This is a genomic window from Aliiruegeria haliotis (genome assembly GCF_003003255.1).
GTDB lineage: Bacteria > Pseudomonadota > Alphaproteobacteria > Rhodobacterales > Rhodobacteraceae > Tropicimonas > Tropicimonas haliotis.
Genome location: NZ_PVTD01000006.1, coordinates 150,481 through 170,400 on the forward strand (window position 1 = coordinate 150,481; position 19,920 = coordinate 170,400).

At 63.2% G+C, this 19,920-nt stretch carries 16 protein-coding genes and 1 tRNA gene; 8 read left to right on the forward strand and 9 right to left on the reverse strand.

Annotation, left to right across the window (positions count from 1 at the left end):
* Positions 1-128: 128 nt before the first annotated feature.
* The 4 genes from CLV78_RS15190 to CLV78_RS15205 all read right to left on the reverse strand — a co-directional run bounded on the left by CLV78_RS15190 (position 129) and on the right by CLV78_RS15205 (position 5,341).
* A complete protein-coding gene (locus CLV78_RS15190) occupies positions 129-2,237 on the reverse strand; it encodes an alpha-galactosidase (RefSeq protein ID WP_106205676.1) in 2,109 nt (702 codons plus the stop codon).
* On the reverse strand, positions 2,234-3,079 hold the full coding sequence (locus CLV78_RS15195) for a carbohydrate ABC transporter permease (protein WP_106205677.1): 846 nt from the start codon (positions 3,077-3,079) through the stop codon (positions 2,234-2,236). The genes CLV78_RS15190 and CLV78_RS15195 overlap by 4 nt, the downstream gene beginning before the upstream one ends.
* A 1-nt stretch (position 3,080) precedes the next feature.
* Entirely contained in the window at positions 3,081-3,998 is a 918-nt protein-coding gene (locus CLV78_RS15200) for a carbohydrate ABC transporter permease (RefSeq protein WP_106205678.1), read from the reverse strand.
* Positions 3,999-4,108: 110 nt separating this feature from the next.
* Entirely contained in the window at positions 4,109-5,341 is a 1,233-nt protein-coding gene (locus tag CLV78_RS15205; RefSeq protein WP_106205679.1) for an ABC transporter substrate-binding protein, read from the reverse strand.
* Positions 5,342-5,513: 172 nt separating this feature from the next.
* On the opposite strand from CLV78_RS15205, the gene CLV78_RS15210 reads away from it, so the two are divergent.
* The 3 genes from CLV78_RS15210 (at position 5,514) to CLV78_RS15220 (ending at position 7,579) form a co-directional block, all read left to right on the forward strand.
* Complete coding sequence (locus CLV78_RS15210) at positions 5,514-6,320, forward strand: IclR family transcriptional regulator (protein ID WP_106205680.1); 807 nt, start codon at positions 5,514-5,516, stop codon at positions 6,318-6,320.
* On the forward strand, positions 6,317-7,375 hold the full coding sequence (locus CLV78_RS15215) for an ABC transporter ATP-binding protein (protein WP_106205681.1): 1,059 nt from the start codon (positions 6,317-6,319) through the stop codon (positions 7,373-7,375). Before CLV78_RS15210 ends, CLV78_RS15215 begins: the two co-directional genes overlap by 4 nt.
* Positions 7,376-7,492: 117 nt before the next feature.
* Positions 7,493-7,579, forward strand: a tRNA-Leu gene (locus CLV78_RS15220).
* Between the two features lie 88 nt (positions 7,580-7,667).
* Here the strand turns inward: CLV78_RS15220 and CLV78_RS15225 are convergent.
* Complete coding sequence (locus CLV78_RS15225; RefSeq protein ID WP_158263549.1) at positions 7,668-8,966, reverse strand: 3-deoxy-D-manno-octulosonic acid transferase; 1,299 nt, start codon at positions 8,964-8,966, stop codon at positions 7,668-7,670.
* Positions 8,967-9,297: 331 nt separating this feature from the next.
* Positions 9,298-10,239: a YihY/virulence factor BrkB family protein gene (locus CLV78_RS15230; protein ID WP_158263550.1), complete on the reverse strand. Its 942-nt coding sequence runs from the start codon at positions 10,237-10,239 to the stop codon at positions 9,298-9,300.
* 189 nt (positions 10,240-10,428) lie between these two features.
* Between CLV78_RS15230 and CLV78_RS15235 the strand changes: the two genes are divergently transcribed.
* The 3 genes from CLV78_RS15235 (at position 10,429) to CLV78_RS15245 (ending at position 14,711) form a co-directional block, all read left to right on the forward strand.
* Positions 10,429-11,529: an NAD(P)H-dependent glycerol-3-phosphate dehydrogenase gene (locus tag CLV78_RS15235; RefSeq protein WP_106205684.1), complete on the forward strand. Its 1,101-nt coding sequence runs from the start codon at positions 10,429-10,431 to the stop codon at positions 11,527-11,529.
* A gap of 201 nt (positions 11,530-11,730) precedes the next feature.
* On the forward strand, positions 11,731-12,882 hold the full coding sequence (locus CLV78_RS15240; protein ID WP_106205685.1) for an acetate/propionate family kinase: 1,152 nt from the start codon (positions 11,731-11,733) through the stop codon (positions 12,880-12,882).
* Positions 12,883-13,103: 221 nt separating this feature from the next.
* Positions 13,104-14,711, forward strand: coding sequence for a L,D-transpeptidase family protein (locus tag CLV78_RS15245; protein WP_245925101.1), 1,608 nt, complete (start codon positions 13,104-13,106; stop codon positions 14,709-14,711).
* Between the two features lie 457 nt (positions 14,712-15,168).
* Here CLV78_RS15245 and CLV78_RS15250 read toward each other — a convergent pair whose 3' ends face one another.
* Complete coding sequence (locus tag CLV78_RS15250) at positions 15,169-16,782, reverse strand: arylsulfatase (RefSeq protein WP_106205686.1); 1,614 nt, start codon at positions 16,780-16,782, stop codon at positions 15,169-15,171.
* 254 nt (positions 16,783-17,036) lie between these two features.
* Here CLV78_RS15250 and CLV78_RS15255 point away from each other — a divergent pair, with 254 nt between their 5' ends.
* A complete protein-coding gene (locus CLV78_RS15255) occupies positions 17,037-17,735 on the forward strand; it encodes a Crp/Fnr family transcriptional regulator (RefSeq protein WP_106205687.1) in 699 nt (232 codons plus the stop codon).
* A 150-nt stretch (positions 17,736-17,885) separates the two neighbouring features.
* Here CLV78_RS15255 and ychF read toward each other — a convergent pair whose 3' ends face one another.
* Entirely contained in the window at positions 17,886-18,983 is a 1,098-nt protein-coding gene (ychF, locus tag CLV78_RS15260; RefSeq protein WP_106205688.1) for a redox-regulated ATPase YchF, read from the reverse strand.
* A gap of 106 nt (positions 18,984-19,089) precedes the next feature.
* Between ychF and CLV78_RS15265 the strand changes: the two genes are divergently transcribed.
* Entirely contained in the window at positions 19,090-19,506 is a 417-nt protein-coding gene (locus CLV78_RS15265; protein ID WP_106205689.1) for a VOC family protein, read from the forward strand.
* A gap of 3 nt (positions 19,507-19,509) precedes the next feature.
* Here CLV78_RS15265 and CLV78_RS15270 read toward each other — a convergent pair whose 3' ends face one another.
* The gene (locus CLV78_RS15270; protein WP_106205690.1) at positions 19,510-19,827 is read right to left on the reverse strand and encodes a hypothetical protein; all 318 of its coding nucleotides are present in this window, start codon (positions 19,825-19,827) and stop codon (positions 19,510-19,512) included.
* Between the last annotated feature and the right edge of the window lie 93 nt (positions 19,828-19,920).

Sequence of the window (19,920 nt, forward strand, 5' to 3'; positions counted from 1 at the left end):
CGTTTTCTGCCATGTTGCACTTGAACGCAAGTCCTTGGCGGGCCGGAAGAATGGGATGGGCGGGCTGGTGTCGGTCCAGCCGTCGCCGAAGGGCACCGGGCCCTGGCTGGGCGCGATGCCGCATGCGGTCACTCCGAGCGGCCCGGCCCGTCCTTGAGGCGGGTGCCTTCGATCACCCACATGCGTTCGGGGAAGCTCCACGGAACCGACAGACCCTGGCTCATCAGGAAGCGACCGGAGACCTCCATCGGGGCGTCTTTCAGTGTCGGCGTCCCGCGGGAGAGCGCATGCACGTCCTGGCGGTTGACCAGTTCGATCCTGTAGCGCGCCTCGGGATCCAGGCGTGTCAGTCGCAGCGGCCGCGGAGCGACCTGGCTGGACGTGTCGGCCTTGCCGATGAAGGCGACGAAGCGGCTGCCATCCGGGGCCATCTGCTGTTCCGCGATCACGGCGGGGTCTGTGCTGTCGAGCCGCAGGATATCTGCCGCCGTCATCCAGCTACGGTTGGCTTTCCACCATGCCGTGACCTGCTTCAGCGTGGCGACCTCGTCGTCGCTCAACTCCCGGGGATCCATCTCGAACCCCATGTGGCGTTGGGCGGCCACCCAGGCGCGGAAGCGGATATCGAGTGTGCGCCCCGAGGTGTGGCAGTCGCGCGGCCCGACATGGGATCCGGTGATCGCAAGCGGCAGGAACAGCGCCGCGTTGTGCTGGATCCGCAGGCGTTCCAACGCATCGTTGCTGTCGGAGAGCCAGACCCGCTGCGTGCGGGCGAGGATGCCGAAGTCGATCCGGCCGCCGCCCGAGGCGCAGCTTTCGATCTCCACATTCGGGAAGTCGGCGCGCAGGCGATCGAGCAGGGCGTAGGTGCCGCGTGGCTGGTCGGCATCCGGCATCGGCAGCACACGGTTGTGGTCCCACTTGATGTAGTCGATGTCATTCGCGGAAAGCAGGTCGGCGATCTGGGCGTAGAGGTATTCCCGCACCTCAGGATTGGCCATGTCGAGGCACATCTGCTGGCGCCCGAGGATCTGGTCGGGGTAGCCAAGCGCCCAGTCGGGATGGGCACGGTAGGTCTCGGAATCCGGGTTGATCATCTCCGGCTCCAGCCAGATGCCGAAGGACATGCCCTCTGCCTTCACGTGTTCGATCAGAGGGGCGAGGCCGTCAGGGTACTTGCGCGGGTCTACCTGCCAGTCGGCCAGCGCCCGGGTGTCGTCGTCCCGGGTTCCGAACCATCCGTCATCCAGCACGAAGCGTTCCGCCCCAAGCGCTGCGGCCCGGCTGGCGATGTCCTTCAGGGTCGGAATGTGGTGGTCGAAATAGACCGCTTCCCAGCAATTGTAGTGGACCGGACGCGGGCGCTCGGGGGCGGGCCAAGTGACGATCCGGTCCCGCAGGTGACGCTGGAATGCGACGGCGCAGCCATTCAGTCCCTCGCCGGAGCAGGCGGCATAAAGGGTCGCGGTTTCGAACCGTGTGCCCTTGTCGGTCTCTGTCCCGTTGGCATTGCCGAACTGGACCTGGCGGCGGCCGTCGGGAAGCTCCTCGGCGACCATGCGATGGCCGCCGGACCAGCCGTAGTGAAAGGCGTAGGCTTCTCCTTGCGTATTGGTGGCCCCCCGGCACGGAATGATCAGCCCCGGGAAGGCCTCGTGCCCGGTGCGGCCGGTGCGGTTGTTACGGTAGCGCCCGCCAGCGGACCAATGCGTCGTGGCGGTCTGGAACTCGCCACACCAGCGACCGGTGAAGTCGATCAACTCGTCCGAATGATGCGGGGCCGGCAGGACCGGCGCGGCGAGCCAGTGCAGGCGGACGGGACGATCGGCCTCCACCACGGCGCGGGCTTCCAGGATGTCGGTCTGCGGGTCGATACGGAAATGCGCGGTGTAGGTGATGCCCAGACCTTCGTCGGAGTAGGTCAGGGTCAGGTGATCGTAGCCGGCGACCTCGCTTTCGTAGCGGAAGCGGGAGTACATCGGCGTGCCGTCGGTGTCGTTCAGCACCAGCCCTGGCTGACCGGGGAAGGTGCGGGTGCTCTCGGGGCAGATTGTAAGTTCGGGGTTGTGGTCGAGCATGCCGCCGGTCACGTCGATCTTGTGTGCACCGTAGATCGCGTCGAGATCCTCGCCATCCGGAAGCCTCGGCCCCCAGTAGATCACCCGGGCGAGGCGATCCTTGCGGGAACCGAAGGCAAGGGTCTGGCGGGGGCCGTCGATCCGCCAGGTCCGGATCATTTCACGGCACCCAGAGTCAGGCCGGCAATGAAGTGCTTCTGCATGAGGAAGAACATCGCAACCGGCGGCAGGGCGGCAATGATCGCGCCTGCGGAGACGAGTTGCCACTGGGCGATCCACTGGCCGTTCAACGAGTAGAGACCGGCGGTCACGGGCTGCGTTTCCTTGGAGGTCGTCAGAACGGTTGCCCAGAAATAGTCGTTCCAGATGAAGGTGAAGATCAGCACCGCAAGCGCGGCGATGGCCGGCTTCATCAGTGGCAGCACCACGTACCAGAAAATCCGGAACTCGCTCACGCCCTCGACGCGCGCTGCCTCGATCAGCTCGCGCGGGAGCGCGCGGATGAAGTTGCGCATGAAGAGCGTGCAGAAACCGGTCTGGAACGCCACGTGGAACAGAACAAGGCCGGTGGTGGTGTTGTAGAGGCCAAGGTTCACGGTCATGTCGCGGACCGGGACCATGAGGATCTGGAAGGGCACGAAGTTCCCCGCGACGAACATGAAGAAGATCCAGATGTTGCCTTTGAACTTGTAGATGCCGAGCGCGAAGCCGGTCAGGCAACTGAGTACCAGTGTGCCCAGCACGGTGGGGATCGTGACCTTGAAAGAGTTCCAGATGTACTGGCCGATGGGGGAGTTGGTGAACACGTCGGCGTAGTTGCTGATGGCAAAGGAGGACGGCAAGCCGAAGTAATTGCCCGCGGCAAGGTCCGATGCCGGTTTCACCGAGGTGATTGCCACGCCGATCAACGGCAGCAGCCAGATGATGAGAGCCACGGGCACCAGCACCTGGTAGGAGATCTGGACGGCTCTGGATTGGTGTTCGATAGGACGGGGGAACATGTCAGAGCCCTTTCCGTTCGTCGCCGACCATCTTCCAGATGAAGCCGGTGATGAAGACCATCATGATGAGGAACAGGATGACGGCGACAGAGGCGCCATAGCCCATGCGGTAGCCGTATTCGGAGAGTGCCTGTTCGTACATGTAGAACGAAAGCACGCGAGTGGATCCGTAGGGGCCGCCGTCCGTCATGATCGAGACGAGGTCGAAGGAGCGGAGCGCGCCGATGATTGTCACGACCATCGCCAGGAAGGTGGCGGGCCTGAGTTGCGGCAGGATGATGTACCACAGCATCTTGAACCCCTTGGCAGCGTCCAGCCGGGCCGCCTCGATTTGCTCGGGGTCCACGGCGTTCAGGCCGGTCAGGTAGAGGATCATGCAATACGCGATCTGGGGCCAGAGGCCGGCAAAGATGATCCCGTAGGTCGCAAAACGCTCATCTGCCAGGATGGCGATCTCGGAGCCTGTGATCTTTTCGATGATCAGCGAGAAGAGTCCGAAACCCGGCGCGTAGAACCAGGCGAAGATCAGGCCGACCACGACCTGGGAAATCACGAACGGAAAGAAGAAGAGCGACTTGTAGGCGCGCATCCCGCGGATCTTCTGGTTGAGGAAGATCGCAATCCCGAGACCCGCTGGAATGGCCAGCAGGTAGAGGACCAGCCAGATGACGTTGTTCTTCAGCGAGGTATAGAAGGCCTCGTCGTCGAAGAGTTCATGGTAGTTGGCCATGCCGATGAACTCTTTCTCGCCCAGCCCGTCCCAGGAATAGGCCGACAACCAGAAGCTCTCGAAGATCGGAATGATGACGTAGACGAGGAAGAAGATCACGCCCGGAACCAGAAAGATGTACGGGGTCAGCTTCTGCTGGTTTTCCCGCCACCAGGACCGGGTGTGGGATTCCGTGCTTGCGTGGCTCATGCGCGCATCCCTTCCGATTGATTTGTGCTGGGGGTTGGAGCCGCGGGCCGGATCGGCGCCGGGCCATCAGGACCGCGTGGCCGGACGGACCGGCCACGCGAAGGTTGGCGTTACTTGTAGATCCGTGTGCGGGCCTTCTCGAGGCGCTCCAGGATCTGGTCGCGGCGCTCTGGCTTGACCATGAACTCCTGGAAGCCTTCCATTCCCATCTTGGCCATCTCGGCCGGTGCGTCGCGGTCGAAGAACTGCGCGATGCCGCCCGGGGTGGTGGAGAGGAGCTCGAAGCCGGCCTTGATGAACGGATCGTCCTCGTTGACGGAGGCATCCTTGTTGATCGGCAGCTGGCCCATGGCCGCGTTGATCTTGGTCTGGGCCTCGGGTGTGGCCAGATAGGCCAGGAACTTCTTGGCGTCTTCGACGTTGGAGGCGCCCGACGGGATGTGCACGGTGTCGGTCGGTGCTTCCTCGGCGCGCGGCACGTCCGGGTTGATCGTCGGGAACGGCATGAAGCCGAGGGTCTCGTCGGTCAGGCCACCTTCCTTGAAGACGGCGACGGCGAAGTTGCCCATGACGTAGTTGGCGGCCTTGCCCTGAACCAGGAGCGCTGCGGCGTCCTGCCAGTCAAGCGCGGCGTGGTTCTGGGTGATGTAGCCCGGCTCCACCAGCTTGGCCCACTCGTCGAAGGTCGCCTTCACACGGTCGTCTGTCCACTCGACCTTGCCGTTGGCCAGGTCCATGTGGAATTCGTACCCGTTGGTGCGCATGTTCAGATAGTCGAAGATACCGGCGCCCGGCCACAGCGCCTTGGTGCCGGTGGTCACGCAGTCGATGCCGGCTTCCTTGAACTTGGCGCAGTTGGCGATGAACTCTTCCCAGGTTTCAGGCACTTCCGCGCCGACCTGCTCGTAGGCTGTCTTGTTGAAGTAGATGCCCCACTGGTAGTAGGTGTAGGGCACACCCCACTGCTTGCCGTCGATGGTCATCGAGGGCAGTGCGGAGGCGAGGCTGTCCTTCAGCCCGTGCTCTTCCCAGACATCCGAGACATCCATGAACTGGCCCGAATTGACAAAGGGTGCCATGCGGTTGCCGGCGTACCAGTTGGCCAGGTCCGGTGCATCTGCAGAGAGGAAGTTGCGGATTGAGGTCTTGTACCCTTCGTGGTCGAAGTTCTGGAACTCGACCTTGATGTCGGGATTCGCGGCTTCGAAGTCAGCGATGACTTCCTGCATTGCGGCGAGCGGAGCCGGATCGAAGTCACCGTAGTATTTGACGGTACCCGCGGAAACGGCAGACGCTGCGGCGACGGCAATGACCGAGGCCGACAGGGTGAGCATGGAACGCATGGTTTTCCTCCCTCGTGCGTTTTGCTTCGACGCCGCTCCGCAGCGAAAGTTTCACTATGTGGAACGACGTTTTGAATATTGAAATCATAACTGCGAATCGCCTATGGTTGTCAACAGCCGACAAGGCGGTCCCGGGCAACAGGACGCCGCACCGGCTGGGAGGGCGAGGCGAATGGCATCAACGGGAGACGGGACCGTCGGAAAGGCGCTGGACGTGCTGGACCTGGTCGCGGCCCAGGAAAAGCCGGTTCGGTTCGCGGACCTTCAGCGGATGTCGCCGCTGCCCAAGGCAACGCTCTACAGGCTGGCGCAGACGCTGGTGAACCAGGGCATGCTGGTGCAGGATCCCTCGGCCGGGACCTATACGTTGGGCGTGCGATTGGTGCGTTTGGCACATGCGGCCTGGCGTCAGGCATCGCTGGCGCCCATTGCGCGAAGGCACGTGGATATTCTGTGCCACGACACCGGGCTGACCGTGCACCTCGCCCAGATGGACCACGGACATGTGCTCTATGTCGACAAGCGGACCGCAACCGGCGCCATTCGGATGTCGCAGGAAACCGGAAAAGTGGCGCCCGCCTATTGCACCGCCGTTGGCAAGGCGATGATGGCGTTCATGCCGGAAGGTGAACTGGCGGGAGTCATAAAACGTCAAAGTTTTCATAGATTTACGCCGACAACCTTGACCAACGAGGTCGTTCTTCGCGCCGCCCTGGAACGGGCGCGGTCGCGCGGCTACGCCCGGGACCGGGAAGAACACGAGCCCGGCATGATCTGCGTCGCCGCGCCAATCCTGATCGATGGCGCGCGCGTTCTGGGGGCCGTCGGCCTGACCGGTTCGACGTTGCAGGTGGATTTCAGGCAACTGGAGGGGCAACTGCCGCGCCTCCATCAATGTGTAGAAGATATCGCCGGTGAGGCGGTTCATTGGTCCTACCCCGTTGAGGGAGAGGGCAAGACAGAAGGGAGATTGGGATGACAGGCGTCGTTCTGAACAATGTAGTAAAGCGTTTCGGCGACGTTCAGGTGATCCACGGGGTCGATCTGGAGATCGAGGATGGAGAGTTCTGCGTGTTCGTCGGCCCCTCCGGCTGTGGCAAGTCCACCTTGCTTCGGATGGTGGCGGGACTTGAAGAGACCACGGAAGGCAAGATCCATATCGGCGACCGGGATGTGACGGACATGGATCCGTCCGAACGGGGGGTCGCCATGGTGTTCCAGACCTACGCGCTCTATCCGCACATGACCGTGGCCCAGAATATGGGATTTGGTCTGAAAATGACCGGTCATCCGAAGGAAGTGATCGATTCCAAGGTCGGCGAGGCGTCGCGGATCCTGAAACTGGACCCGTATCTTGACCGCCGTCCCAAGGCACTCTCGGGGGGGCAGCGCCAGCGTGTCGCCATCGGTCGTGCCATCGTGCGGGGGCCCGATGTGTTCCTGTTCGACGAGCCATTGTCGAACCTCGACGCGGAGCTTCGTGTCGAAATGCGGGTTGAGATCGCGCGCCTTCACGAGGAAATCGGCGCAACCATGATCTATGTCACCCACGATCAGACCGAGGCGATGACCCTGGCCGACAAGATCGTTGTGCTGCGCGACGGTCGGATCGAGCAGGTCGGCAAACCGATGGATCTTTATCGTGACCCGGACAACAAGTTCGTTGCGGGCTTCATCGGATCGCCGTCGATGAACTTCGTGAAGGGCGAGGCAACCGGCGGGAAAGTAACGGTCCCCGGGTTGGCGGCGGAGTTGGACCTGTCGGTGAACCTGCCCCAGGACGGTCGCAAGGTCGAAGTGGGTGTCCGCCCAGAGCACATCGAACTGGATGCCGCAGGTGACACACACGTGGTGGAATTGACCGAGGCGCTCGGGGGGGTGTCCTATGCCTACCTCGTGGCGCCGACCGGCGAACGGCTGATCGTCGAGGAACGCGGCGACTACCGGACCGAGAAAGGCGCAAAGGTCGGCGTGAGCTATCCCATCGACAAGGTCTACCTCTTCGACGGCGAGACGGAGATGCGTCTGCGCTGATCGCACCTCACGGGCCTGCGCGGCGGGAGGGCAGCTTCCCGCCGCGTCTTCGGATGCAGGTTTCACCAATGCGACCCTTGTGGTGGCCGGTCATTGGGCCTATCCCGTGAAGCCGTCGCGGGCGTGGCGGAATGGTAGACGCATGGGACTTAAACTCCCTGGGGCGATGAGCCCGTGCCGGTTCAAGTCCGGCCGCCCGTACCAATCTGGCTTTGCCTGATATTGCGCGCGCTCGGAGTGCGGCGACGACACATTCGCCATCCGGCCTTCCCGTTGTTTCACGCGTGCGGGTTCAGTGAACAGGCTGTGTCCGACTGTCGTCCACACCACTTGCATGAGCCGAGGAAAGTGACAGCAACCGGTCACACAAGGTCGGCAGTTCCGGACCTGCGTCGAGTCCCAATGCGTCATGCGCCGCAGCGGCAAGTGACCGGCACCGATCCGGAGTGAGTGCGCCAAGCGCCGCACCGAGGCTTGCGCCGTCGGTGACCTGTATCGCGGCGTGGGTCTCTTCAAGGCGGGCGTATTGCTCCGCGAAGTTCGTCAGGTCGGTTCCGTGCAGGATCGCGCAGCCGAACTGGGCAGGTTCATAGGGCGTGTGCCCCCCCTTTGGCACCAGCGAGGCGCCCACGAAACACGCCCCCGAGAGCGCGTACCAAAGCGGCATCTCGCCCAGCGTATCCGCCAGGTAAACCTCCGCATCACCGGGGTCTTCGCCCTTGGAGCGGGTGGCGAAGTCGAGTCCTGCGCTGTCGAGCAATGCCGCGACCTCCGGGCCGCGGCGCGGATGACGCGGGGCGAGGATCAACCGCAGGCCGGGTCGCGCAGCGCGGGCGGCAAGGTGGGCCGCGATCACCTGTTGCTCTTCTCCCTCGTGGGTGGAGGCGGCGAGCCAGGTGGCGTCGCGGTCGAAATGGCGGGCATAGCGGGCACGCAACGCAGGGTCGGGTTGGGGCAGAGTGACGGTTGCCTTCAGTGTCAGGCGCGGCGCGAGAGCTTCTGGCTGCAATCCGAGAGAAAGGAAGCGGGTCTCGGAAGCGGCGTCCTGCGCCGAAAGCAGCGAAACCGCGCCGAAAATCGCACGGCAGAGGCGCGGTCTGCGGGACCAGTGTCGTGCCGATTTCTCGGAAATGCGGGCAGAGATCATGGCCACCGAGGCGCCTCGGGCTGCCGTCAGCACAAGTCGGTTGGGCCAGAGGTCTCCCTCCAGCAAGATCAGCAACTCCGGGCGGCATTGGGACAGGAACCGCATCAGGCAGAAACGGAAATCGAGCGGCGCGAGCCGCGCGGTGAGCCGGGGATGCCCCCAGCCCGTCGCAAGCGCGCGCCCAGTAAGGGAGTTCGCCGTCACAACGATCCGCAGATCGGCGTCGCGTTCCAGAAGCGTTTCGATCAACCTGCGGGCGGAGGTCAGTTCGCCATTGGAGGCACCGTGCACCCAGAATGTCCGGCCCGCTTCGGTCGGCACAGCGCCGTGCCCCAGACGTTCGCGAAGGTCGGCCCATGTTTCCTTGCGTTGCAGGATTCGCAGCGCGAACCATCCGGCAATCAGCGGAGCAAGCAGGGTCAGCAACAGGCGATACAGGAACATGCGGTCTCCCATGCACGGGCAGGAAAGCAGTACGCGCTGCGGTTGGGGGGAGCAAGGGAGGGCGGCGGCGACGCCTTTTTGGCTGCCGTGTTCACTTGGCAGGCGGTTGTCGCCCGCTGCCTGTTCTGCCTCAGGCCGGTGTCATGTTGCCCCGAGCGGTCTACCATCCTCGGGGCAGGCTGGAAGCCCGGGCTTGGGGGTCTTAGGCAGGGCGGGACGGGACTGACTGTGACCCCGGTTCTACAGACGAAACGCGCGTGTCAGGACACTCTGCCCATTCACCGTGTCAGATCGGGACGGGTCTCCGTGTCCCGACCGAATAAGGGAGCGCTCAAGCCGGCTTTTGCTCTGGTTGGGGCGCGGTGAACGCATCCGGTTCGTCCGACGCTGTAGGTCCCCCAAGTGAGTCCTCTTCCGGTTCGGCCTTTTCGGTTGTGGGAGTGGCGTCCTCCATGTGCTCAAGTTCGGCATTCACCAACCCGCCCAGCAGAACCACGAAGGCCGAGAGATAAAACCACATCAACATCGCGATCACCGCGCCGAGGGAGCCGTAGACCTCGTTGTAATTGGCGAAATTCTCCAGGTAGGTGGAGAACCCCCAGGAGACGAGTGCCCAGAGGAACATGGCCAGGATCGAGCCGGGAGAGAGCAGCGGGCTGCGCGCGCCATCCCGGTTGGGACCGAGCCGATAGAGCAACCCGATCCCCAGAAGCACGACCCCGACGCCCACCAGCCAGCGCAGGATTTGCAGCGCGAGCCCGGTGTAGGGGCCGAGTGGCAGGAAGGCGAGGGCAACCGGCGTCACGACGACCGTCGCCATCGACACCAGCGCCACGGCAACAAGCACCAGCGTCAGGAACAGTGCCATGAACATGCTTTTCAGCCCACCGCGCGGCGGGGTGCGATAGACGGCATTCAGCCCGTTTATCATGGCCGCCACCCCGGCGCGGGAGGCCCAGAGCGCGGTGCCGATCGACAGGACCGAAGCCCAACCCAGGACCTCCTTGGGGCCGTTGGCAATAGCGCGGACCTGCGCGTCGATGATTGAGAAAGCTTCTTCCGGGATCACCGACTGGTAGGTCAACAATTGCTGCTCAACGATATCCGGATCGGCGAAGAACCCCCAGAGCGTGACCACGGATGTGATGGCCGGGAAGATCGCCAGCAACCCGTAGAAGGCGACGCCGGCGGCGATCAGTGGCAGGTGGCGACGACTGATCCCGGTGCTGAGCGCACCAAGGAAAGCAAGGGCTTTTCGGAGCCGGGGAAACATTGGACGCATCGGGGCCTCGGTCAATGGGTCTCGGTTTTCCGGTCAACATAGCAGGCATCACCGTCGGGCAAAGGGGCTGCGGCGAGCGAAGCGCAGACGTGGCGGGTGGCAGTTGCAGTTGCTGCCCGAATGGGTCATTTTCCACGCCCGACAGGCATTTCGCCCGCATTCGACCTTCGGAGAGGTTTCATGTCCACCCCCGCACCCGGCATCCACCCCGACCACGGCCCCTACCAGTCTATCGCGGTTATCGGCTCAGGCGCATGGGGGACGGCACTTGCGCTGAAGGCGGCACAGGCGGGACGGCGGGTTCGGCTCTGGGGGCGCAACCCCGAGGACCTCGCGACGATCCGCAAGACCGGCGAGAACATGCGCTACCTGCCCGGCATTCACCTGCCCGAAGGGCTGGATGCGACCGCAGACATGGCGGAAGCGGTGGAGGGGGCCGATTGCGTGCTGCTCGTGACGCCCTCGGTGACATTGCGCGAGATCTGTCGGCAGGTTGCCCCGCATATCGCGGCGGGTGCGCCCGTGGTGCTCTGCGCCAAGGGGATCGAAACCGGATCCGGCAAGTTGCTGAGCGAGGTTGCCAGCGAGGAGCTTCCCGGGCACCCGATGGGGGCGTTGTCGGGGCCGACCTTCGCGCGGGAAACCGCGCTCAACTATCCGACGGCTGTCACCTTGGCCTTTCCATTCGCGCAGGCGCATCGCCGCGACCCGCAGGCAGCCCCCGCATCCCGGCTGGCGCTTTCCCTGGGCTCGGATAGCTTCCGGCCCTACATCAGTGACGATCTGGTCGGCGTTGAAGTGGCCGGAGCGGTGAAGAACGTGGTGGCGATTGCCTGCGGGATGATGACCGGCGCGGGCTATGCCGAGAACACACGCGCCGCGCTGATCACATGGGGCATCGACGAGATGAAGGCGCTGGCGGAGGCGCTGGGAGGTCGCCGGGAAACGGTGGCGGGGCTCTCTGGCGTGGGCGACCTGACCCTGACCTGCTCCTCTACCACCTCCCGGAACATGCATTTCGGTGTCCAGCTGGGCTCCGGCATCTCGCGGGAGAATGTCTTTGACGGCACCCGCGTCGTGGTGGAGGGCGAGGTGAACGCGATCTCGGTGATCGACCTCGCGGACCGGATCGGTATCGACATGCCGGTCAGCCGTGCCGTGCATGATATCCTGCATGAAGGCGCCGACTTGCGGGATACCTTCGCCGGTCTCTGGTCGCGGCCTTTGACCGGGGAGAGCAAGTTCCTGAACGTCCTTTTGCGGCATCCGATGGCCGAATAGGCACGCGGTACAGGCCGGGCACATGTATGCTGCGGGCGCAATGCTGCGTGAGCAAAGGCGCAAATGTGCCAAAGAGGCGCAGAGTTGGCCCGGGCGATCCGGTTGCTCGTTCCTGACGTGTTGCCTACATCGGAGCCGGGGGACCGGCGCCATTGTCGGTGCTGAACGATCATTGTTGTGCAAGAACAGAGGAGTGGGCCCATGTCCGCCATTCTGACCCTGAATGCCGGGTCCAGTTCCATCAAGTACTCCGTCTACCTTACGGGCAATGGCGAGCCAGAAGAGATTGCATCCGGCCAGATCGATGGAATAGGTCCCGACGCCAAACTGATCCTGAAATACAAGGGCGAGACGACGGAGACCGCGCTCGGGCAGGCGGACCATACGACCGGGCTCAAGGCGGTGCTGGAAGCGCTGAAGCCGATCCTCGGCGAAACCGAGGTTGCGGGGGTCGGCCACCGGATCGTTCATGGTGGCCCCGACTACTCCGAACCGGTCGCAATCGATGAAGAGATCCTCGAAAACCTTGCCGGGCTCGCCAAGCTGGCACCGCTGCACCAGCCGCACAACATCGCCGCGATCCGCGCCGCAATGGTGGCCTTTCCCGGTGCAGTTCAGGTTGGGTGCTTCGACACCGCATTCCACCGCAGCCACGATTGGGTGAACGACGTCTACGCGCTGCCGAAGGCATACTACGAAGAGGGCGTTCGCCGCTACGGGTTCCACGGCCTCAGCTACGACTATATCACCGGCCATGTCGCCGAAACGATGCCGGAACTTGCGGACGCCAGGATCGTCATCGCGCATCTGGGCAATGGCGCCTCCATGACCGCTGTTCGCGGTCGCAAGGCGGTGTCGTCGACGCTGGGCTTCTCGGCAATGGACGGCGTGCCGATGGGGACGCGGTGCGGCCAACTCGATCCGGGTATCATCCTCTATCTGCTCGACAAGGGCATGAGCGCACAGGAAATCTCCGACCTTCTCTACAAGGAATCGGGAATGAAAGGCCTTTCCGGCCTGACGCACGACATGCGCACCATTCAGGACTCCGACCTGCCGGATGCGAAGGCCGCGTTGGAATACTACATCGCGCGAGTTACCCGGGAAGTGGGCGCACTGGCTGCGGCAAATGCCGGGATCGATGCGCTGATCTTCACCGGCGGGGTCGGCGAACACTCGCAGATCGTCCGCAGGGGCGTTTGCGCCAACCTCGGGTTCCTGGGCATTGCCATTGACGAAGCCGCCAACTCCGCAAGTGCACAGGTTATCAGCACGGGACCGGTGAAGGTCATGGTGATCGCCACCGATGAAGAACGCGTGATTGCCCGCGCGGTCGCCGCGAAGATCGACTGACCGGCCCTGCACCGCTTCCCGCTTGGTCGCGGCACGTCCTCTGCGCCTGTTTCCTGCATTCTGTGCCCGTGTCGCGCACAGTCGGGGCAGGGCATTCGGGCAGGACGCAACCGCGTTGCGACGGGACCTCAGAAACGTCACCCTTGTGAACGGCCCGTGATTGACACCGCCGTGCCACCGGCGATGCTGTGCGCGACTGTCAGGCAATCATGGAGTAGGCCATGCGGTGGATCAGGGCGTGTCTCCTGGCAACAAGTGTCACTGCAGCGGCTGCCGGGGGACTGTCCCCGGCGTCGGCACAGACCGAGGCGGCGCAGATCACGGCGGCTTTGGAGGCATTGCCGAGCGGCGTGGCAGAGGTCGGCGGAGTGCGGATCGTAGCCACCGATTTTATACGTGATTTCTACGCTTTGCGCGACGGCAGGGTTGCCTGGTTCGACACGCCAGCGGCGGATTCTCTGCTTACGGAGATGACACAGGCCCTGACCCAAGGGTTCCTGCCGCCTGACTTCCATCTGCCACGGCTGTTCGACCTGCACGAGGCTGCGATCAACGGCGGCCCGGCGGAGGTCGCGACCTTCGAGATCGTTGCAACCGACGCGGCGGCGCGTCTGATTCATTTCATGGTTTTCGGCAAGGTCGACCCGGCAGCGATGGATGCCGCCTGGAACTTCGAGCGCCCGGTGATCGAGGCGGATCCCGTGGCCGTGGTGAACAAAGCACTTGAGGCGGGCGGTTTCTCCGAATTGATGGGCGAGTTGGCGATCCGGGACGAGCAATATCTCCTGCTGGTCGAAGCCCTGCGAACCTATCGCGAGATCGAGGCCGCCGGGGGCTGGCCACAGGTGCCCGAAGGCGCTCCCCTGAAGGTCGGGATGGACGATCCGCGCGTGCCAACCCTGTTGGAGCGGCTGGCGGTCGAGGGCGATTTCGAGGGGATCGAGACGGAAGACACCACTTATTCCACCGCCGTTCAATTGGCCGTGGTACGATACCAGCGCCGGCACGGGCTGGAGGCGGACGGGGTCGTCGGGCCGCGGACCCTGGCGTCGCTCAATGCGCCGGTGACGGATCGGATCGACAAGCTGCGCCTGAGCCTTGAGCGGTTTCGGTGGTTCGTGCGCGGGCTTGAGGACGATTTCGTGCTGGTCAACATCGCGGGGGCCCGGACATTCTTGGTGCTGGACGGGCAGCTTGCCTGGACAACCCGGTCGATCACCGGTTCGGCCTATCGCCAGACGCCAGTGTTTCGCGACGACATCACATACATGGAGTTCAACCCGACCTGGACGGTGCCGAACTCGATCTTCGTGAAGGACAAGCTCGAACGGATCCGCAAGGATTCCGGTTACCTGGAGCGCAACAATTACATCGTGCGGGACCGCGCCTCCGGAAAGATCGTGTCGGCCTCATCGGTCAACTGGGGCGCGTCCAATCCGGGCGTGGCGCTCGTTCAGCAACCGGGGCCGAACAACGCGCTGGGGCTGGTGAAGTTCATGTTCCCCAACAAGCACGCGGTGTACCTGCATGACACGAATGATCGGAGCCTCTTTGACCGCGATACGCGGAACCTCAGCTCCGGATGTGTGCGCATCGAGAATCCTTTCGTCTTTGCGGGCCTGCTGATGCAGGAAGATCCTTCCTGGACGCAGGGGCGGATGGACGAAATACTGGCCAGCGGGAAGACAACGCGGGTTGATCTTCCCCGACCGATGCCGGTCCTGCTGACCTACTGGACCGCGTGGGTCGAGGATGACGTGGTGCATTTCCGAGAGGATCCCTACGAACGCGACGGGCGCGTGCTGAAGGCATTGAACGCCGCCTTCTGACCGACGCCGCTGGCGCGATCCCCCTTGATCCGGCGGCGCCAGCGCCGGAGTGATGGCCAATCCCGTACCGACCGGGCGGTTGCGGTACGGCAGCGGGAACATGTCCGAGTTCCGGTCGCCAACGGCAAGTAGAAACGGCAGCCGGAATCGCGGAGTGGGACCTGCGCCGTGCCAATGTGCAACGCCTTGCTCGGTTTGGTTCTCAAGCGTCGAAAAACCTGTGCCGTCCCCGGATTTCAGGGTCTGTCAGTGAGCGATGATGACCGGCCCCCCCCAACGGCCAAAGCGATTTCGCCGCGGGACAGCGTGGCTCCTGCCTCGGGGAAATCGAGGTCGAGAGGCCCCCCGGAGTGCTGCAATCTGGTGTAGGCGGTGCCCTGAAAAAAGAAAGAAACCGCCCCGGGAGGGGGCGGCTTCCATGTTTCACGTTCCGGACTGTCCCGTGCGGGCCGGAGGCTTACGGGCTTCCGGCCGGGGTCGAAAGCTTCTCCATGACCTTGTCGAGGCTGAAGGAAGCCGCTTCCTGCCGCGGCGGGAATTCCTGGAAGGTCTCAAGGAACTGAGCCACGTAGGCCTGCGCCGGCACCAGCATGTAGGCACGGTCGAGCATCCAGTCGTAGTAGGTGTTCGACGTCCGGTATGCGCGTTCATAGGGGTCACGACGCAGGTTGAAGATCAATGGGATGCGCAGAGGCGTCAGCGGCTCCATCCAGGCCCGCAGTGTACCCCAGGCCTTCTGCTCCAGGAAAGTGATCTTCCAGTCACGGTAGCGCAGCGCGGCAAGGTCGCCATCATCGGTGAAATAGAAAATCTCTTCACGCGGGCTTTCGTCGGTCTCGCCGGTCAGCAGTGGCATGATGTTGTAGCCGTCGAGATGGACCTTGTAGTCACGACCGCCACCGACCTCGGCCACGGTTATCCCTTCAAGCAGATCCTCTTTCACCGTTTCGTTACCCGCGGCGGCAAGGAAGGTCGGCAACCAGTCCATGTGATGCACGATCTCGTTGACAACTTCGCCTTCCGCAATCTTGCCGGGCCAGCGGACCATCGCCGGCACGCGCCAGCCGCCTTCCCACTGTGTGTTCTTCTCACCCCAGAACGGCGTCATCGCGGCATCGGGCCAAGTGTTCATGTGCGGGCCGTTGTCGGTGGAGTAGAACACGATGGTGTTGTCGGCGATGCCCATCTCGTCCAGTTTGTCGAGGAATATGCCGATATGCAGGTCGTGCTCGATCATGCCGGCGGTGTATTCATCCACCGACTTGCCGACGATCTCGTTGGCCTGATCGCGCATCTCGGGTTTCACATGGGTGCGGAAGTGCATCCGGGTGCCCGACCACCAGACAAACCACGGCGTGCCGGCCTCTTCCTGACGCTCGATGAAGTCGATTGCTGCGGCAACCGTCTCTTCGTCGACAGTTTCCATGCGCTTCTTGGTCAGCGGGCCGGTATCTTCGATTTCACCGTCGGCCGACGACTTGATCACGCCGCGTGGGCCCCACTGCTCACGGAATGTATTTCCGCCGGGCAGCACCAGGTCGCCCGGGTAATCCTCGTTCTCCGGCTCTTCCTCGGCATTCAGGTGATAGAGATTGCCGAAAAACTCGTCGAAGCCGTGGTTGGTCGGCAGATGCTCGTCCCGGTCGCCGAGGTGGTTCTTGCCGAACTGGCCGGTGGCATAGCCCTGGGCCTTCAGCAGCCCGGCAATGGTCGGATCCTCGACCTGCATGCCCTCTTCGGCGCCCGGCAGGCCCACCTTGGACAGGCCGGTGCGGAACACCGACTGCCCCATGATAAACGACGAGCGTCCGGCGGTGCAGGACTGCTCACCATAATAATCCGTGAAGATCATGCCCTCTTCGGCGATCCGGTCGATATTGGGCGTCCGGTACCCCATCAGGCCCATCGTGTAGGCCGAGATGTTGGACTGGCCGACATCGTCGCCCCAGATGACAAGAATATTGGGCTTTTCAGCGTCCTGTGCCCAGGCTGACCCTGCGATTGTCAGGGCCGTCGTGGCAATCGCAAGGCGGCGATACCATCCGGTTGGGTTTGGAGATGATTGGTGCATCTGGGAACTCCCGGGTCGAAATCCAATTTTGCGGCTGTTCCAGTGTCCCGAAACCGGGAAACACGCGATAAACAGCCAGAAGCAGACCGACGGTGCAGGTCTGGAACCAACAAAAGAGTCCCTACGCGCTTTCGACCGACACCGTTTGCCCGCTGCCAGTATACCGGGCACAACGCTGCATTCACCATCAAGTGATGGGTTTCGTCGTAAAGAATCTGTTGGCGCTCTAAAAAAAAGGTTTAACTGTTCGCCAGATGCAAAAGGTAAAAAAATACAACGACTTCGATGAAGTTTGCGCGTTCCTTGGCCGTGTCGGATGGCTCGCGGAATGTCCGAGGTCTTCCCGCGACCTGATTTTTGGAAGCGCGCGTCTCGTCCGCTTTGCCGAGGACGAGCCTGTCTACCGGATGGGGGACCGAAGCGATGGTGTCTACGGTTTCGTGGACGGTGGCTTGCAGATCATGCTGCCGCGCGACAACCAGGAGATCGTGCCGATCCATCTGTCCGAGCCCGGTTTCTGGGTCGGAGAATCCGCGTTCTTCTCCGACAGCACGCGCCTCGTTTCTGTCGTGGCCACGCGCCCCACGGTCGGGCTCCACGTGCCACGTGCCTCTGTGATCGAACTATTGGAAAGTCATCCGGACATAATCCAGGATTTCTATGCTTTGTCGCATCGTAACCTCGCCACTGCGCTGAAGCTGCTCGCCAATCTGACAATTGCCAACTCGACCAGCCGCATTGCCCAAAGGCTCGTCTATTACGATGAAATTGCAGGGAAATGTGGTGCGCCGATACGCTTGACCCAGGAAGATCTGGCCAATCTGGTGGCGGTGTCGCTGCCGACGGTTGAGCGCGTCCTGCGGGGGCTTGGCGATGCGGGCGCGGTCGAGACAGGTCGCGGGCAGATCCGTGTGCTGGATCGAAGAAAACTTATCTCTTTGAGCTATGGGTAGGGGATGCCGCGCACGGCTCGATCAAGGCTGTCGATGGGACAAGCCCTCAACGTCTTTGCTGCTCCGGGCGCAAGGTTGCCAGCCAGAGCCCACTGGCCACACATGCCGGCGGGTCCTGAGGCTGTGATTCCATTCTTGCAGGTCGAGTGATCAGGCGTTGAATAGGAAGTGGAGGACGTCGCCGTCCTTGACCTCGTAGGCCTTGCCCTCGACGCGCATCTTGCCGGCTTCCTTGGCGCCTTGCTCGCCGTTGCAGGCAATGAAGTCGTCATAGGCGATGGTCTCGGCGCGAATGAACCCGCGCTCGAAATCGCCATGGATGACACCCGCGGCCTTCGGTGCGGGATCGCCCTTGTGGATCGTCCAGGCGCGCGCCTCCTTGGGGCCGACCGTGAAGTAGGTCTGAAGGCCAAGCAGGTCGTGCCCGACGCGGATCAGCCGATCGAGACCGGCTTCCTCAAGGCCGAGTTCGGAGAGGAACATTTCCGCCTCCTCGGGATCGAGCTGCGCGATCTCCTCCTCGATCCGGGCGGAAATCACCACCGTCGCGGCCCCCTGTTCCGCTGCCATCTTCGCAACCGCTTCGGAATGCGCGTTGCCCTCGGCGGCCTCGTCTTCCGCGACGTTGCAGACATAGAGGATCTTCTTCGTCGTCAGAAGCTGGAGCATGTCCCAGGCCTTCCGATCCTCTTCGTCCACGTCGACACTGCGGGCGGGTTTGCCATCCTCCAGCGCGGCCATGGCCGCCTTGAGCAGGCGTTCCTGTTGCAGCGCCTCCTTGTCGCCGCCCTTGATCTTGCGGACGAGGTTGGCCATGCGCTTCTCGATACTCTCCATGTCGGCGAGCATCAGCTCGGTTTCGATGGTCTCCGCATCCTCGACGGGGTTCACGCGGCCATCGACATGGGTCACGTCCCCGTCTTCGAAGCATCGTAGGACATGGGCGATGGCGTCGCATTCACGAATGTTGGCCAGGAACTGGTTGCCCAGACCTTCGCCCTTCGACGCGCCCTTCACCAGCCCGGCAATATCCACGAAAGTCATCCGCGACGGGATGATCTGCTTGGACCCCGCGATTGCGGCCAGCTTGTCGAGGCGCGGATCGGGAACAGCCACTTCGCCGACATTCGGCTCGATGGTGCAGAAGGGGAAATTCGCGGCCTGGGCCGCGGCGGTGCGGGTCAGCGCGTTGAAGAGCGTGGATTTGCCGACGTTCGGCAGGCCCACGATGCCGGTCTTGAAGCCCATTGGATGATCCTTCGGAAAAACTCGCCGCCTTCTAATTGCAAGCGGCGGGTGGGGCAAGCCGTGCTAGACTTGCGCATACACCGGGACAGGACCAGGAGGACGCGAGATGAACCCGACACCCTATGTCATGTTCGAGAACGGCCAGTGCCGGGAGGCGATGGGTTTTTACGCCGATGTGTTCGGCGGCGAAATCGAGGCCATGATCCCGGCGTCCGAAGGGCCGATGGAGCTGCCGCCTGAGAAGGACGGCTGGCTCATGCACGCGGCGGTCGAGTTCGACCAGGGTCTGCTGATGGGCTGCGACGACGTGATGGGAGGGTTCGACCCGATGACCGGCAGTTCCATCATGATGGCGGTGGAGACGGTCGCGCGTGGGCGGGAGATCTTCGAGGCACTCGCGGAAGGCGGCGCGATCTCCACACCCTTTCAGGAGACCTTCTTCAGCCCGGGTTTTGGCACGGTCAGGGACCGGTTCGGGATCAACTGGATGATATCCTGCACGGCGCCCGTCGAGGCGAGCTGATCGTCAACTGGGGATCCCGAGATCGGCGAGGTCGGGGCGCGCTATACCGCCGTGCCAGTTGCCGCCTGACGCCATGATGCACGACATGCCGTTCGGCTCGGTCAGGAGGATGGTCCAGGTGCCGGTGGCGTCGGAAGACCAGATTTCGACCAGCCGGGTGTTCGTTTGCAGCCCGAGGCCAAGCTGCGTTTCCTTGAACGTCGTCTGCAGGCGCTCCACGACATGGTCGCGCGGGGCGCAACGCAGGGATTGGGCCGGGGCAGGCGGCGCGGTGGCCAGCATGCCGAAGATCGTGGCGAGGGTGGCGATACGCTTGAACATGGTGCTCTCCTTTCCGTTCAGCGTGACAGGATCGCTGGGGCGGAGAAGCACGGGCGGCGTCCGCCTCCAAGCCAGCGTGGTGCGGCTGGTAAA